Here is a 17,247-nt window from a genome sequence, read left to right as displayed (position 1 = left end):
GGCGAACCCCCCGTGACAACTGACGGTGCCCGGACGGAACGAGGAGCGGCTGAGCGCAGGCGGGAACTGCTGCGCCTCGCCAAGGAGCGCGAGAACCTCGGCGCCGACCCCGCCCCCCTGTCCGCGCCCGCCGCCGCGGACCGCCAGGACCTGCCGCTCTCCGCGGGCCAGCGGCGCATGTGGTCGATCCAGCAACTGCACCCCGAGAGCGTCGCCTACAACGTGCTGATCGCCCTCGACCTCACGGGACCGCTGGACGGCGCGGTCCTGGGCCGGGCCCTCGCCCGGCTCACCGCCCGCCACGACATCCTGCGCACCACCTACCGCACCGGCCCCGACGACACCCCCGTCCAGCGGGTCGAGGCCGGCCTCGCCGTGCCCTTCGACCGGGTGGACCTCAGCCATCTGCCGGGCCCCGCCGCCGCCGAGCGCACCGCGGCGGAGGCCAGGGCCGCGGCCGGCCATGTCTTCGACCTCAGCGCCGAGGCCCCGCTGCTGCTGCGGCTCATCCACACCGGCGCGGACACCCACACCCTGGTCCTCGTCGCCCACCACATCGCCTGGGACGACAGCACGTCCGCCGTCTTCTTCGGCGAGCTGATGGAGGAGTACCTCGGACTCATCGGCGGTACGCCGCCCCCGCGCGGCCCGGCCCTCCAGTTCGCCGAAGCCGCCGCCCCGGACCGGCCCGCGGACCCCCGGCCCGAGGGACTGGCGTACTGGCGCGAACGGCTGGCCGCCCCGCCGCCCCCCGTCGACCTGCCCCGGCTCAGCGGCGGCTCCGGTGGCACCGGGCGCCCCGGGGACGACCAGGCGCACCGGCTGCTGCCGGGCACCGGCCGCCGCGTCCGGGAGTTCGCCCGCCGCGAGGGCGCGTCCCCGTTCATGGTGCTCCTCGCCGCGGTCAACGCCCTGGTCCACCGCTACACCGGCGCCCAGGACTTCCTGGTGGGCGCGCCCGTCGTCAACCGGGACTTCCCCCGCGCCGATGAGGTCGTCGGCTACCTCGGCAACACCCTCGCGCTCCGCGCCGACGTCCGCCCCGGGGACAGCTTCACCGAACTGGTCGCCAAGGCCCGGGCCCGCTGTGTCGAGGCGTACGAGCACCAGGACATCGAGCTGGACCATGTCGCCCGGGAGGCCGACCCGCAGCGTCTGCGGGGCGACCAGGGCCTGTTCAACCTGGTCCTCTCGCTGCGCAGCACCGTGCTCGCCCCCTTCACGGCCGCCGGTCTCACCGCGACCCGCCGCCACCTCTACAACGGCAGCGCCCGCTTCGATCTGACGCTGGCCGCCGAGTTCGACGGCGACGAGGTGGGCGTCGAGGCCAACCACTGGGCCGACGACGGCGCCGCCGCCATGGCCCGGCAGCTCCTGCGCCATCTCGACACCCTCCTCGACGCGGCCCTGGAGCGGCCCGACGCCCCCATCGGCTCCCTGGAACTGCTCACCGCCGGCGAGCGGGCGCGGATCACCGCCGCCGCGGCCGGTCCCACCCCCGAGCTGCCCGGCACCCTGCTGCCCGCGCTCTTCGAGGCCCAGGCGCGGCGCACCCCCGAGGCCACCGCCCTGCTCTCCCCGGCCGGTTCGCTCACCTACGCCGAACTCAACGCCCGCGCCAACCGGCTCGCCCGCGAGCTGGCCGGCCGGGGCATCGGCCCCGAGGACCTGGTGGCCCTCTCGGTGCCCCGCTCCCACGACACCGTCGTCGCGGCGCTCGCCGTGCTCAAGTCCGGCGCCGCCTATGTGCCCGTCGACCCCGACTACCCGCCGGACCGGGTCCGCTTCATGCTCACCGACCCCGCGCCCGCGCTGCTGCTGACCACGGCCGGCGCCGCCGCCGGGCTGCCCGGGGACGCGGGCCCCGAGCGGCTGCTCCTGGACGCCCCCGGGACCGCCGCCCGGCTCGCCGCGCACGGCGGGGAGGACCTCACCGACGCCGACCGGACCGCCCCGCTCCACCCGGACCACCCGGCGTATGTCATCTACACCTCCGGCTCCACCGGCACCCCCAAGGGCGTGGTCGTCGCGCACCGCGCGCTCGCCGCCCATCTGGACTGGGCCGTACGGCTCTTCAAGGGCCTCGCCGGGCACACCCTGATGCACTCCTCGGTCTCCTTCGACTTCTCCGTGACACCGATGTACGGGCCGCTGCTCCAGGGCGGTGTGCTCGAACTCTGCGAGGACACCCTCGACGCCCTGGCCTCCGCCGCCGGCCGGGCCAGCTTTCTCAAGATCACCCCCAGCCATCTCCCGCTGCTGCCCGCCGTACGGCTCGCCGAGGCGGGGGAGCGCACCCTCGTGATCGCCGGTGAGGCGCTGCGCGGCGAGGCCCTCGCCGAATGGCGGCCCCCGGCCGGCGGCACCACCGAGGTGATCAACGAGTACGGTCCGACGGAGACCACGGTCGGCTGCCTCCTGCACAGCCTCGGCACGGGCGACGGCACCCCGCCGGGCCCCGTCCCCGTGGGCCGCCCGGTGCCCCACACCACCTGCCATGTGCTCGACACCTCCCTCGCGCCCGTCCCCGACGGGGTCACCGGCGAGCTGTACATCGGCGGAACCCAGCTCGCCCGCGGCTATCTCGGCCGCCCCGGCCTCACCGCCGCCCGCTTCGTCGCCGATCCGTTCGGCGCGCCCGGCACCCGGCTCTACCGCACCGGGGACCTGGTCCGCCGCCGCACGGACGGCACCCTGGACTTCGTCGGCCGCGGCGACGACCAGGTGAAGGTCCGCGGCTTCCGGGTCGAGCTGGGCGAGGTCGAGGCCGCCGTCGCCGCCTTCCCCGGCGTCACCGCCGCAGCCGTGACCACCCACCACGACGGCCCCGGCGGCACCTATCTCGCCGCCTACGCCGTTCCCGCCGGACCCGGCGCCGTCGACGAGGCCGCACTCCGCGGCCATCTGGCCGCCCGCCTCCCCGAACACGCCGTCCCCGCCGCCGTCGTCCTGCTCGACGCGCTGCCGCTCTCCCCGTCCGGCAAGACCGACCGCCGGGCCCTGCCCGCTCCCTCCTTCACCGCCACCGCGCCCGCCCGGGAGCCGCGCACCGACGCCGAGCGGACCCTGTGCGAACTCTTCGCCGGGCTGCTGGGCATCGAGTCCGTCGGGGTGGACGACTCGTTCTTCGAACTCGGCGGGGACAGCATCGTCGCCATCTCCCTCGTCAGCCGCGCCCGCGCGGCGGGCCTGCGGATATCGCCCGGCGACGTCTTCACCCACCGCACCCCCGCCGCGCTGGCCGCCGCCACCGCCGCGCCCGAGGAAGCGGCGGCCCCCGCCGACGACGGCACCGGCACCGTCGTGCCCACGCCCGTCATGCGGGCCTTCGCCGCCCGCCCCGGCGGCCTGCTGCCCCGGCACCACATGTCCGCGCTGCTCGACGTGCCCGGCGAGCTGGACACCGAGGCGCTGACCACCCTGCTCCAGGCCCTCATCGACCACCACGGCGCTCTGCGCTCCCGGCTCGAACCGGGACCGCAGCTGGCCGTGCCCGCTCCCGGAGCCGTGTCCGCCGCGACCCTGCTGCACCGCGTCGACACCACCGGGACCACCGGCCCCGGACTCGCCGATCTGATCGCGGCCGAGCACGCCGCGGCCCTCGCCCGGCTCGACCCCCGGGCCGGGGCCATGGCCCAGGCGGTCTGGTTCGACGGCGGCCCGGACGGCGGCAGGCTCGCCCTGCTCGTCCACCACCTCGCCGTGGACGGCGTCTCCTGGCGGATCGTCACCGAGGACCTCGCCACCGCCTGGCAGCAGCTCCGCGCCGGCGAACCGGTCCGGCTGCCGGAGGTCCGCACCTCCCTGCGCCAGTGGACCAGCGCCCTGGTCGACGCGGCGAACCAGCCCGGGCGCACCGCCCAGCTCGACATCTGGCGGGAGGTCCTGGACGGCCCCGACCCGGTTCTCGGCACCCGCAGGCCCGACCCCGAGCACGATCTGTGGTCCACCATGGACACCGTCACCGTCACCGTGCCCCCCGCGACCACCACCGCGCTGCTGACCACCGTCCCCGCCGCCTACTCCGCCGGCGTGGAGGACATCCTGCTCACCGCGCTCGGCCTCGCCGTCACCGCCTGGCGCCGCGACCAGGGCACCGACGAGCCCACCACCCTGGTCACCCTGGAGGGCCACGGCCGCGAGGAGAGCGTGCTGCCCGGCGCGGACCTCACCCGCACCGTCGGCTGGTTCACCAGCCAGTACCCGGTCCGCCTTGATGTCGCCGGGCTCGACCTCGACGACGCGCTGGCCGGCGGCCCCGCCGCCGGGGACGCCGTCAAACGCGTCAAGGAACATCTGCGCCAACTCCCGGACCGGGGACTGGGGTACGGACTGCTCCGCCGGCTCAACACCGCCACCGCGGCCACCCTCGGCGCCTTCCCCGAACCACAGATCGGCTTCAACTACCTCGGCCGCTTCGGCACCACCGACGGGGAGAGCCGCCGGGACTGGACGATCGGCTCCGGCGGCCTCACCGCCGCCTCCGACCCCCGGATGCCCGCACCCTCCGCCGTCGTCGTCAACGCCCTGACCGAGGACACCCCCGAAGGCCCCCGGCTCACCGCCCACTGGACCTTCCCCGAGGGCGTGCTCGGCGCCGCCGGCGTCACCGCGCTCGCCGATCGCTGGCTCGCCGCCCTGACCGCCCTCACCACCCACACCGAGCGCCCCGACGCGGGCGGTCTGACCCCCTCGGACCTCTCCCTGGTCTCCCTCGACCAGGCCCAGCTCAACGCCCTGGAATCGAGGTGGCGCACCGCATGAGCACCCGCTCCCCGATCGAGGACGTCCTGCCCCTGACCCCCCTCCAGGAGGGTCTGCTCTTCCACTCCGTCTACGACGAGACCTCCCTGGACGTCTATGTCGCCCAGCTCGTCGTCGATCTGACCGGCCCGCTGGAGCCCGCCCGGCTGCGCCGCGCCGCCGAGGCCCTGGTCCGCCGGCACACCTGTCTGCGCGCCGGCTTCATCCGCGACACCGGCTCCCCGGTGCAGGTGGTCCTCCGCGAGGTCACCGTCCCCTGGCGGCAGACCGATCTGTCACCGCTCGACGAGAGCGCCAGGGACGCCGAGCTGACCCGGCTCGTGGAGGCCGACCGAGTCCGCCGCTTCGACCTGGAACAGCCACCGCTGATCCGCTTCCTGGTCGTCACCACCGGCCCCGGCCGGCACCGCCTGGTGATGACCAACCACCACATCGCCCTGGACGGCTGGTCCACCCCGCTGCTGATGCGCGACCTCTTCGCGCTGTACGCCGCCGACGGCGACCCCGCCGCGCTCCCCGCGGCCAAGCCCCACCGGGACTTCCTCGCCCACCTCGCCGGGCGGGACCGCGAAGCGGCGCTGGCGGCCTGGCGCACCGCCCTGGACGGCGTCCACGAACCCACCCTGCTCGCCCCCGCGGGCCGGCCCGACCGCCCCCAGCTGCCCGAGGAGGTCGGCGCACGGCTGCCCCAGCACCTCACCGAGCGGCTCACCGCGCTGGCCCGCGCCCACGGCGTCACCCTCAACACCGTCGTCCAGACCGCCTGGGGTCTGCTCCTCAGCAGGCTCACCGGCCGCCGGGACGTGGTCTTCGGCGCCACCGTCTCCGGCCGGTCGCCCCTGCTCCCCGGCGTCGAGACCATCGTCGGCCTGCTGATCAACACCCTTCCGGTACGGGTCCGCACCGACCCCGCCGAGACCGTCGCCGAACTGCTCGTCCGCGTCCAGGCCGAACAGGCCGCCCTCATGGACCACCAGCACCTGGGCCTCGCCGACATCCAGCGGATGACCGGCACCGGGGAACTCTTCGACACCCTCACCGTCTTCGAGTCCTTCCCCTTCGACGCCGACGCCATCACCGCCGCACAGCGGGGCGCCGGACTCACCGCCGCCTCCACCACCCGGCCCATCGCCACCCACTACCCTCTCACCCTCATGGTGGAGCCCGGTCCGGGCGGCACCGGTCTCCTCCTCAAGCACCGGCCCGACACCTTCGACCGGGCCGCCGCCGAGACCGTGCTGGACCGCTTCCAGCGCGTCCTCGTGGCCATCGCCGACGACCCCGGCGCCCGCTGCTCCCGGCTGGACGTGCTCAGCCCCGGCGAGCGCCGCGAACTGCTGAGGCCGGCCGCCGAAGCCCCGGCGCCACCGCCCGGCGCCACCCTGCCCGCGCTCTTCGAGGAGCGGGCCGCCGCCGCCCCCGGGCGCGTCGCCGTCGTCGACGGCGAGGAGCGGCTCACCTACGGCGAACTCAACTCCCGGGCCAACCGGCTCGCCCACCGGCTGATCGCGCTCGGCGCCGGCCCCGAACACCTGGTGGCCCTCGCCCTGCCCCGCTCGGCCGAGCTCGTCGTCGCCGTCCTCGCGGTCCTCAAGACCGGCGCGGGCTACCTTCCCGTCGACCCGGACTACCCGGCCGACCGGATCAGGCTGCTGCTCACCGACGCGGCCCCCACCGCCCTGCTGACCGTGCGCGGCACCCTCACCGACACCACCCTGCCCGCTCTGCCCACCCTGCGCCTCGACGACCCCGGCACCCTCGCCGACCTCGGCCGCCGCCCGGACACCGATCCGGACGACGCCGCGCGCCGGGCCCCGCTGGACCCCCGGCACCCCGCGTACGCCATCTACACCTCCGGCTCCACCGGCACCCCCAAGGGCGTCCTGATCCCGCACGCCAACGTCGTCCGCCTCTTCGCCGCCACCGCGCCGCTGATCGAACCCGGCCCCGACGACGTGTGGACCCTCTTCCACTCGTACGCCTTCGACTTCTCCGTCTGGGAACTCTGGGGCGCCCTGCTCCACGGCGGCCGGCTCGTCATCGTGCCCACCGCCGTCAGCCGCTCGCCCGAGGACTTCCTCACCCTGCTCGACGAGCGGGGGGTGACCGTGCTCAACCAGACGCCCTCCGCGTTCCACCAGCTCACCGCGGCCGTGACGGAGCGCGGCACCCCCACCGCCGGTCTGCGCGCCGTCATCTTCGGCGGCGAGGCCCTCCAGCCCCCGCGCCTCGCCGACTGGTACGCCGCCCACCCCTCCGGCGGCCCGCGCCTGATCAACATGTACGGCATCACCGAGACCACCGTCCACGCCACCCACCAGCCCCTGCACGCCGGGATGACGGACACCGCCGCGAGCCCCATCGGACACGCCCTGCCGGGCCTCGGCCTCCATCTGCTCACCCCGGACCTGGACCTGGCACCGCCCGGTGTCATCGGTGAGGTGTACGTCGGCGGGGGCCAGCTCGCCCGGGGCTATCTGGGCCTGCCCGGGCTGACCGCCGGCCGCTTCGTCGCCAGCCCCTTCGCCCCCGGCGAGCGGCTCTACCGCACCGGCGACCTGGCCCGCCGCGCCGCCGACGGCACCCTGGAGTTCGCCGGCCGCGCCGACGACCAGGTCAAGATCCGGGGCTTCCGGATCGAGCCCGGCGAGGTCGAGGCCGCCGTCGCGACCCACCCGGGGGTCTCCCGCTGCGTGGTCGTCGCCCGCCGGGACGGCCCCGGCGGAACCCGGCTGACGGCCTACGCGGCCACCGCCGCCGGCCCCGCGCCCACCCCCGCCGAACTGCGCGCCCACACCGAGAAGGTGCTGCCCCCGCACATGGTGCCGGCCTCCTTCACCGTGCTCGACACCCTCCCGCTCACCCCCCACGGCAAGGTCGACACCCGGGCCCTGCCCGCCCCCGACACCAGCGGCACCACCACCGCGAGGCAGCCCTCCGGCCCCGCCGAGACCACCCTGTGCGAGCTGTTCGCCCACGTGCTCCACCTGGACCGGGCCGGGCCCGATGACTCGTTCTTCGAACTCGGCGGAGACAGCATCCTCGCCATCGGACTGGTCTCCCGCTCCCGCGCCGCCGGACTGCCCCTGACCCCCAGGGACGTCTTCACCCACCGCACGCCGGCCGCCCTGGCCCGCGCCGCCGGCCGGGCCGCGCCCGCCGCCCCCGCCGAGGCCGACGACGGCACCGGCGAGGTCGGCCCCACACCCATCACCGCCTGGCTCGGCGCCCTCGGCGGCCCGGCGGCCGGACTCTCCCAGTCCGCCACCGTGCCCGTCCCGGCCGGCACCACCGAAGAGCACCTCACCACCGCCCTCCAGACGCTCATCGACCACCACGACGCCCTCCGGCTGCGCACCGAACGCACCGCACCCGACTCCTGGACCCTGCGCGTCCAGCCCCCGGGCGCCGTGCCCGCGGGCCCCCGGCTGCACCGGGTGGAGTGCGCCGGACTCGGCGGCGCCGAGCTGGCCGGGACCGTCCGCGCCCGCGCCGAGGCCGCCCGCGCCCGGCTCGCACCCGACGACGGCGACCTGCTGCGGGCCGAGTGGCTCGACGCCGGACCCGGCCGCCCCGGAACGCTGCTGCTGGTCCTGCACCACCTCGCCGTCGACGGCGTCTCCTGGCGCATCCTGCTGCCGGACCTCGCCACCGCCCTCACCGCCGCCGCCGCGGGCACCCCGCCCGGGCTGCCCGCCGCCACCACCTCGCCGCGCCGCTGGGCCCAACTCCTCGGCGAGGAGGCACGGAACCCCCGCAGAACCGCCGAACTCCCGCTGTGGACCGAGATCCTCACCGACCCCGGCCCCCTCCTCGCCGGGCGCCGGCCCGACCCCGAGCGCGACACCCAGGGCACCGCGGGCCGCCTCGAACTCCGGCTGCCCGCACACCTCACCGAACCCCTGCTCGGACGCGTCCCCGCCCTCTTCCACGCCGGAGTGCAGGACATCCTGCTCACCGCGCTGACCCTCGCCCTCGCCCAGTGGCCCGAGGGCGGCAGCCCCGCCGTCGTCGAGGTCGAGAGCCACGGCCGGCACGAACACCTCTTCCCCGGCACCGACCTCTCCCGCACCGTCGGCTGGTTCACCGCCGTCCACCCGGTCCGGCTCGCCACCGACCCGCTCACCCCCGCCCGGCTCCGCGACGACGGCGCCGCCCTGGGCCGCGCGGTCAAGGAGGTCAAGGAGCAGCTGCGGGCCGTCCCCGACGCCGGAATCGGCTACGGACTGCTGCGCCGGCTCAACCCCGACACCGCGCGGGCCCTGGCCGCCCTCCCCGCGCCGCTGGTGGGCTTCAACTACCTCGGCCGCTTCACCGCCCCCGCCGGCGACGCGCCGGCCGCCGGGGGACCGGTGGGCAGCGGCGCCGACCCGGCGATGCCGCTCGGCCACGCCATCGAGGTCAACGCCGCCACCTGGGACACCCCCGAGGGACCCCGCCTCACCGCCCGCTGGACCTGGGCCCCCACCCTCCTCACCGAGGACCGCGCCCACGCGCTGGCCACCGCCTGGTTCACCGCCCTGGAGGCCCTCGCGTCCACCGAGGACCTGGCGGGCGCCGGCGGACGCACCCCGTCGGACCTGCCCCTGACGGGGCTCTCCCAGGACGACATCGACGACCTGGAAGCCGAGTTCGACGACACCGTGACCGACAGCGACAGGATGCCGTCATGACCCAGCAGTCCCGCATCGAGGACGTCCTGCCCCTGACGCCCCTCCAGGAGGGCATGCTCTTCCACACCCAGCTCGACGACGGGCAGGGGCCCGATGTCTACACCGTGCGGCTGGGCATCGACCTCACCGGACCGGCCGACCCCGCGGCCCTGCGGCGCGCCGGACAGGCCCTGCTGGACCGGCACCCCAACCTCAGGTCCGCCTTCCGCACCAGCAAACAGGGCCGCCCGATGGCCGTCGTGCTCCGCCGGGTCGCGCTCCCCTGGACCGAGCACGACCTCTCCGCACTCGACGAGGGGCCGCGCCGCGCCGCCCTCGCCGAACTCGCCGAGCGCGAACGCGCCCGCCGCTTCGACGTCCGCACCCCGCCCCTGCTGCGCATGGCGCTCATCCGCCTCGGCGCGGACCGCTTCCGTCTCACCCTCACCTTCCACCACGTCCTGCTCGACGGCTGGTCCTCCCCGCTGGTCCTGCGGGAACTGCTGGCGCTGTACGCGGGCGGCCCGGACGCCGCCGCGCTGCCCCCCGTCACCCCCTACCGCGACTATCTGGCCTGGCTCGCCGAGCAGGACCGCGACGCCACCGCCGCCGTCTGGGACCGGGCGCTCGACGGGCTCGACGGACCCACCCTGCTGGCCGGCCCCGCGCCCGCCCGCACCCCCGCGCTGCCCCGGCGGGTCGACCTCACCACCCCGCCGGAGCTGGCCGCGGCCCTGCACACCCTCACCCGGAGCCGGGGACTGACCACCGCCACCCTCGTCCAGGCGGCCTGGGGCCTGCTGCTCGCCCGCCGCACCGGCCGCACCGATGTCGTCCTCGGCACCGCCGTCTCCGGCCGCCCCCCGGAGATCCCCGGGGTGGAGACCATGGTCGGCCTCTTCATCAACACCGTTCCGGTACGGGTCCGGCTGGACCCCGCCGAACCCCTCGGCGCCCTCCTCGAACGCCTCCAGGACGAGCAGTCCCGGCTCCTCGGCCACCAGTACCCCGGCCTCGCCGAGATCCAGCGCTCGGCCCCGTCGGCGGGCGGCGGCGAACTCTTCGACACCCTCGCCATCGTCGAGAACTACCCGCCGCCCACCACCCGCGAGCCGGTGGCCGGACTCCGGGTCACCGGCCTGGACGGCGAGGACGCCACCCACTACCCGCTCACCCTCACCGCGGTCCCCGACCCCGCCACCCCCGGCGGGCTCGCCCTCACCCTCGACTACCGGCCGGACACCTTCGAGCGCGCGGACGTCCTCCTCATCGGCGAGCAACTGCTCCGTGTCCTCGGCCACCTCGCCGCCGACCCCGGCCTGCCCACCGCCCGCTGCGAGGCCCTCGCCCCCGCCGAGCTGACCCGCGCCCTGGAGAGCTGGCGCGGTGAGAGCGCCCCGCTGCCCGAACAGACCCTGCCGGAGCTGTTCCGGGCCCGGGTGGCCGCCGACCCCGGCGCCGAGGCCCTGGTGCACGAAGGACAGAGCCTCAGCTACGCGCGGCTCAACGCCCGCGCCAACCGGCTCGCCCGGCTGCTGACCGCGGCGGGCGCCGGCCCCGAGGACCTCGTCGCCGTCGCCCTGCCCCGCTCGCCCGAACTGGTCGTGGCGCTCCTCGCCGTCCACAAGGCCGGAGCCGGCTACCTGCCCATCGACCCCGGCTACCCCGCCGAGCGCGTCACCCTCATGCTCGACGACGCCCGGCCCGCCCTGCTGCTCACCCCGCCCGGGGTGCCGCACCCGGCGCCGGACACCGGCACACCGCAGCTCACCGTCGGACCCGACACCGGCGCGGAGCACCCGGACCACGACCTGGAGCCCGGGGAGCGCACCGCCCCGCTGCGCCTCCAGCACCCCGCGTACACCATCTACACCTCCGGCTCCACCGGCCGTCCCAAGGGCGTCACCGTCCCGCACACCGCGATCGTCAACCGGCTGCGGTGGACCCAGCGGGCCTACCCCCTGCGCCCCGGCGACCGGGTGCTCCAGAAGACCTCCGCGAGCTTCGACGTCTCGGTCTGGGAGTTCTTCTGGCCGCTGATCACCGGCGCCACCCTGGTCCTCGCCCGCCCCGAGGGCCACAAGGACCCCGCCTATCTCGCGGCCCTCATCCGGGACGAGCACATCACCACCGTGCACTTCGTCCCCTCGATGCTCGACGCCTTCCTCCAGGAGCCGGCCGCGGCCGGCTGCCGCGGGCTGCTGCGCACCCTGCTGTGCAGCGGGGAGGCACTGCGCCGGGAGACCGCCGACCGCTGCCACCGGCTGCTCGGCATCAGCCCCGACAACCTCTACGGGCCCACCGAGGCGGCCGTGGACGTCACCGCCCACGCGCACCGGCCCGACGCGCCGCCCGCGCCGACCGTCCCGATCGGCCGCCCGGTGCACAACACCCGGGTGTACGTCCTCGATCCGGCGCTGCGCCCGGTCCCGCCCGGCGTCACCGGCGAACTCCACCTGGCCGGGCCCCAGCTGGCGCGCGGCTACCTCGGCCGGCCCGGCGCCACCGCCGAACGGTTCTGCGCCGACCCCTACGGCCCTCCCGGCGAGCGCATGTACCGCACCGGGGACCTGGTGCGCTCCGACGCCGACGGCGTCCTGGAGTTCATCGGCCGCACCGACGACCAGGTCAAGATCCGGGGCTTCCGGGTCGAGCCGGGCGAGGCCGAAGCCGCCCTCACCGGCTTCCCCGGCACCGCCCGGGTCTGTGTCGTCGCCCGCGAGGACCGCCCCGGCGACCTCCGCCTGGTGGCCTACGCCGTACCCGCCGAGGGGGCCGGAACCCCCGACCTCGAAGCGCTGCGCGCCCACGCCGCCCGCACCCTGCCCGAGCACCTGGTGCCCGCCGACTACGTCCGGCTCGACACCCTTCCGCTCACCCCCAGCGGCAAACTGGACCGCCGCGCCCTGCCCGCCCCCGGGCGGACCACCGGCGCCGGGGGACGGGCCCCGGCCACCCTCCGCGAGAAGCAGCTGTGCGCGCTCTTCGCCGATGTCCTCGGCCTGCCCGCGACCGGCCCCGACGACCACTTCTTCCACCTCGGCGGCCACTCGCTGCTCGCCACCCGGCTCGTCAGCCGCATCCGCGGCGAACTGGACACCGACGTACCCCTGCGGGCCGTCTTCGACGCCCCCACCCCGGCCCGGCTCGCCCTCCTCCTCGACGGCGGCGCCACCGCCCGGCCGGCCCTCGCACCCGCCGTACGGCCCCCGGCGATACCGCTCTCCTTCGCCCAGCGCCGGCTCTGGTTCCTGGACCGCCTCGACCCGGACGGCACCACCTACAACATCCCCTGGGCCTGGCGGCTGTCCGGACCGGTCGACCCCGGCGCCCTCCACGCGGCCCTCGGCGATCTGACCGGCCGCCACGAGGCCCTGCGCACCGTCCTCCCCGACGACGACGGCGTCCCGCGCCAGCACGTACTGGCCCCCGAGGAGGCCCGCCCCCCGCTGCACACCGAATCCCTCGCCCCCCGGGACCTTGCCGCACGCCTCGCCGAGGTCGCCGCCCACCGCTTCGCCCTGGACCGGGAGATCCCCTTCCGGGCCCATCTGCTCACCATGGGCCCCGCCGACCACCTCCTGGTGCTGCTGGTGCACCACATCGCCGCCGACGGGGCCTCGCGCGGCCCCCTCCTGCGCGACCTGGACACCGCCTACGCGGCCCGCCGCGAGGGCCGCGAGCCCTCCTGGGCGCCGCTGCCCGTCCAGTACGCCGACCACACCCTGTGGCAGCGCGAACTCCTCGGCGACGAGGACGACCCGCGGAGCACGGGCCGCCGCCAGGAGGCGTTCTGGACCTCCGCCCTGGCCGGTCTCCCCGAGGAACTGCCCCTCCCCGCCGACCGCCCCCGGCCCGCCACCGCGAGCCACCGGGCCGACACCGTCCCCTTCACCGTGCCGCCGCGGCTCCACCGCGCCCTGCGCGACCTCGCCGACCAGTGCGACGCCAGTGTGTTCATGGTCCTCCAGGCCGCCCTGGCCGCCCTGCTGACCCGGCTCGGCGCCGGCCACGACATCCCCCTCGGCACCCCCGTCGCGGGCCGTGCCGACGAGGCTCTCGACGGCCTGGTGGGCTCCTTCACCAACACCCTCGTGCTGCGCGCCGACACCTCGGGGAACCCGGGCTTCCTGGATCTGCTGCGCCGGGTCCGGGACACCGACCTCGCGGCCTACGCCCACCAGGAGCTGCCCTTCGAACGCCTGGTTGACCTGCTCAACCCGGTCCGCTCGCTCTCCCGCCACCCGCTCTTCCAGGTGATGGTGGCCCACCAGGTCGTGCCGGCGCCGGGCACTCGTCTGCTGGGGGTGCCCGCCGCCCAGCACGACACCGGGCTGCGCACCGCCAAGTTCGACCTCGCCCTCGATCTCACCGAGCGGCCGGGCGAGGACGGCATCAGCGGCCGGCTCGACTACCGGCTCGACCTCTTCGACCCGCCGACCGCCCGGGCCCTGGCCGAACGCCTGGTCCGGGTCCTCGAAGCGGTCGCCGCCGAACCGGACCGTCCGATCGGCGCGATCGAGGTGCTCTCCCCGGACGAGCGGACCAATATCCTCGGCCCCTGGAGCGGCTCCCCCTCCTCCCAGGCCCCCATCACCCTGGTGGACGCCTTCGAGGAGCAGGCCGGGCTGCGGCCCGACGCGGTGGCGGTGGTCCTGGAGACGGAACAGGTCACCTACCGGGAGCTGGACGAGCGCGCCAACCGGCTGGCCCGGCTGCTGCTGTCCCGGGGAGCCGGACCCGAGCGGCTGGTCGCCCTCGCGCTGCCCCGCTCGATCGACACCGTCGTGGCGCAGCTCGCCGTGGTCAAGACCGGCGGTGCCTATCTGCCGCTCGACATCGACTACCCGGCCGAGCGGATCGCCCTGATGCTCGACGACGCCGCGCCGGTGATCGTGGTGACCGTCGCCGCGCTCACCGGGGGACCGGCCGCCGCCCGACCGGAGGCGGTGGCCGTGGTGCTCGACGACCCGGCGACCGCCGCCCGCGCCGCCGCGCTGAGCGCCGGCCCGGTCACCGACGAGGAACGCGGCGGTGCCGTGACCCCGGACCACGCCGCCTACCTCGTCTACACCTCGGGCTCGACGGGCCGGCCCAAGGGGGTGCTGCTCACCCACTCCGGAGTCGCCGGGCTGATCGCCACCCAGCGGGAGCGGTTCGGCGTGGGCCCCGACAGCCGCATCCTGGCCTTCGCCTCACCCGCCTTCGATGTGGCGTTCTGGGAACTCTGCCTGGCGCTCTGCTCCGGCGGCCGGCTGATCGTCGTACCCTCCGAGCGGCGGGTGGCCGGACCGGAGCTGACCGAGTACGCCCTCGACCACGGAGCGACCGTCTTGATCCTGCCCCCCGCGCTGCTGGAGGCCCTGCCGCCCGAGTGCGAACTGCCCGAGGACTCCGTGCTGCTGGCCGGCACCGAACGGGTCTCCCCCCAGCTGGTGACCCGCTGGGGCGCCAACCGGCGGCTGTTCAACGCCTACGGGCCCACCGAGGCGACCGTCAACTCCACCCTCGGCGCCTGCGATCCGCAGGAGTACGCGGACACCGCGCCGGGCTCCGTGCCCATCGGCATCCCCGACCCGGGGACCCGTGCCCATGTCCTCGACGCCGCCCTGCGCCCGGTGCCGCCCTCGGTCCCCGGTGAGCTGTACCTGGGCGGCGGCGGACTCGCCCGGGGATATCTCGGCCGCCCCGGCCTGACGGCGGAACGGTTCGTGGCCGACCCCTTCGGACCGGCGGGCAGCAGGCTCTACCGCACCGGCGATGTCGTGCGCCGGCGGCCCGACGGCCGGATCGACTTCATCGGACGCAGCGACGACCAGGTGAAGATCCGGGGCTTCCGGATCGAACTCGGCGAGGTGGAGGCCGCCCTGACGGCGCAGCCGGAGGTGGTGTCGGCCGCCGCCGCGGTCCGCGACGACCTCCCCGGCGGACGCCGTCTGGTGGCGTACGCCGTCCCCGCGCCGGGCCGGACCCCCGACCCCGAGGAACTGCGCGCCGCGCTGGCCGGCGTGCTGCCCGGGGCCATGGTCCCGTCCGCCGTGATGCTCCTCGACGCGCTGCCGGTCACCGGCAGCGGCAAGCTGAACCGTGCCGCGCTGCCCGCGCCCGACCGGCTCGGCCCCGCCGAGGGGGAGCGGCCCACCGACCCGGTCCAGAAGACGCTGGCGGATGCCTTCGCCGAACTGCTCGGCCTGCCCGGGGTGGGGGTCCACGAGGACTTCTTCGCCATCGGCGGGCACTCGCTGCTCGTCCCGCGGCTCCTGGCCCGGGTCCGCTCCGAGCTGGGGGCGAGGATCGCGACCAGGACCTTCTTCGACGCGCCCACCGTCGCCGCCCTGGCCGCGCAGGTCACCGCGGCGACCGGTGGGGCCGACGCGCCCGGCGGCGCGGACGCGCCCGACCCGGCGGCCCAGCTCCGGCTGGACGCCCGGCTGGACCCGGCGCTGCGCGCCCTGCCCGGCCCCGCGCACCCCGCCGACCGCCCGGCGGAGATCCTGCTGACCGGGGCCACCGGCTTCGTCGGCGCGTTTCTGCTGGAGACGCTGCTCTCCGTCACCGGGGCCCGGGTGCACTGCCTGGTCCGCGCCGCCGACGAGACGGCGGCCGGCGCCCGGCTGCGGGAGACCAGGGACCGCTACGGCCTGCCGGAGCTGCCGCCCGGCCGGGTGACGGCGGTCCCCGGCGATCTGGGCCGGCCCGGGCTCGGACTGGACCCGGCGACCTATGCGGCGCTCGCCGGGCGGATCGACACCGTCTTCCACAACGGCGCCTCGATCAGTCTGCTGCGCGGGTATCCGGCCCTGCGGGCGGGCAATGTGCTGGGCACCGCGGAGATGGTGCGCTTCTCGCTCACCGGGCGCCTCAAGCGGCTCCACCACACCTCGACCCTGTCGGTGATCCCGCGCCTGGAGACGGGGCTCGCCCGCTGGCCCGAGGAGGCGGAGCTCCCGGAGATCGAGGGGCCGGGCAACGGGTATGTGCAGAGCAAGCGCGCGGCGGAGGCGCTGGTGGCGGCGGCCGGGCGGCTCGGTGTCCCGACGACCGTCCACCGGCTCGCCCGGGTGACCGGGCACAGCCGCACCGGCGCGTGGACCACCGAGGACTTCCTCGGCAGGCTGCTGGTCGGCTCGCTGCGGGTGGGGCTGCTGCCCAGCCACGGCCCGGCCGAACTGTGGACGCCGGTGGACCAGGTGGCCGAGGGGATGGTCCATCTGGCGCTGCGGCCCGAGTCGCGGGGGCAGGTCTTCCACCACGCGGACACACCGGCGGTCTCCATGGCCGACCTGGCCGAGTGGATGACCGCCTGCGGGCGGCCGGTGGGGCTGGCGGAACCGGCGCGGTGGGCGGACGCGCTGGCCGAGGACCCGGGGAACCCGGTGGGTCCGTTCCTGCCGCAGCTCCGCGGCCAGGCTCCCCGGCCGGCGGCTCCCTGGGTGCCCGAGCCCTTCCACACCGACCGTCTGCGGTCCGGGCTCGCGGACTCGGGGCTGCCGCGCCCGCAGCCGGGGCCCGGGCTGCTGGCCCACTACCTCCGCTTCTTCGAGTCCCAGGGCCTGCTGCCCCCGCCGCCGTCCTAGCCACCCGAGCCCGGGCCGCCCGCACCCCGCGGGCCCCGGGGCCCATCACCGGTGTGCGGGCTCCCGCGGCCCCGGGTCGGTCCTCAGTCGCCGGACGGGCTGGGAATGTTGCTGGGCGGGCCGCGAGTGTGGGCTCCCGTGGCCCGGGGTCGGTCCTCAGTCGCCGGACGGGCTGGGAATGTTGCTGGGCGGGCCGCGAGTGCGGGTTCCCGTGGCCCGGGGTCGGTCCTCAGTCGCCGGACGGGCTGGGAATG

At 76.2% G+C, this 17,247-nt stretch carries 3 protein-coding genes; all 3 read left to right on the top strand.

Annotated features, from left to right (window positions below; genetic code table 11):
* Positions 1-12: 12 nt before the first annotated feature.
* Genes ABT122_RS21640 through ABT122_RS21630 form a run of 3 tightly spaced genes read left to right on the top strand, consistent with a single transcriptional unit; the run spans position 13 to position 16,993 of the window.
* Positions 13-4,764, top strand: a complete 4,752-nt coding sequence (locus ABT122_RS21640) for a non-ribosomal peptide synthetase (protein ID WP_351554552.1) — start codon at positions 13-15, stop codon at positions 4,762-4,764.
* Positions 4,761-9,437: a non-ribosomal peptide synthetase gene (locus tag ABT122_RS21635; RefSeq protein WP_351554549.1), complete on the top strand. Its 4,677-nt coding sequence runs from the start codon at positions 4,761-4,763 to the stop codon at positions 9,435-9,437. The genes ABT122_RS21640 and ABT122_RS21635 overlap by 4 nt, the downstream gene beginning before the upstream one ends.
* A complete protein-coding gene (locus tag ABT122_RS21630; RefSeq protein WP_351554547.1) occupies positions 9,434-16,993 on the top strand; it encodes a non-ribosomal peptide synthetase in 7,560 nt (2,519 codons plus the stop codon). The genes ABT122_RS21635 and ABT122_RS21630 overlap by 4 nt, the downstream gene beginning before the upstream one ends.
* Positions 16,994-17,247 lie beyond the last annotated feature (254 nt).

It is taken from the genome of Streptomyces sp. NPDC001985, assembly GCF_040296845.1.
Taxonomy (GTDB): Bacteria; Actinomycetota; Actinomycetes; order Streptomycetales; family Streptomycetaceae; genus Streptomyces.
The sequence above is the reverse complement of the archived record's forward strand: the minus strand, read 5'-3'. Positions and strand labels throughout refer to the sequence as shown.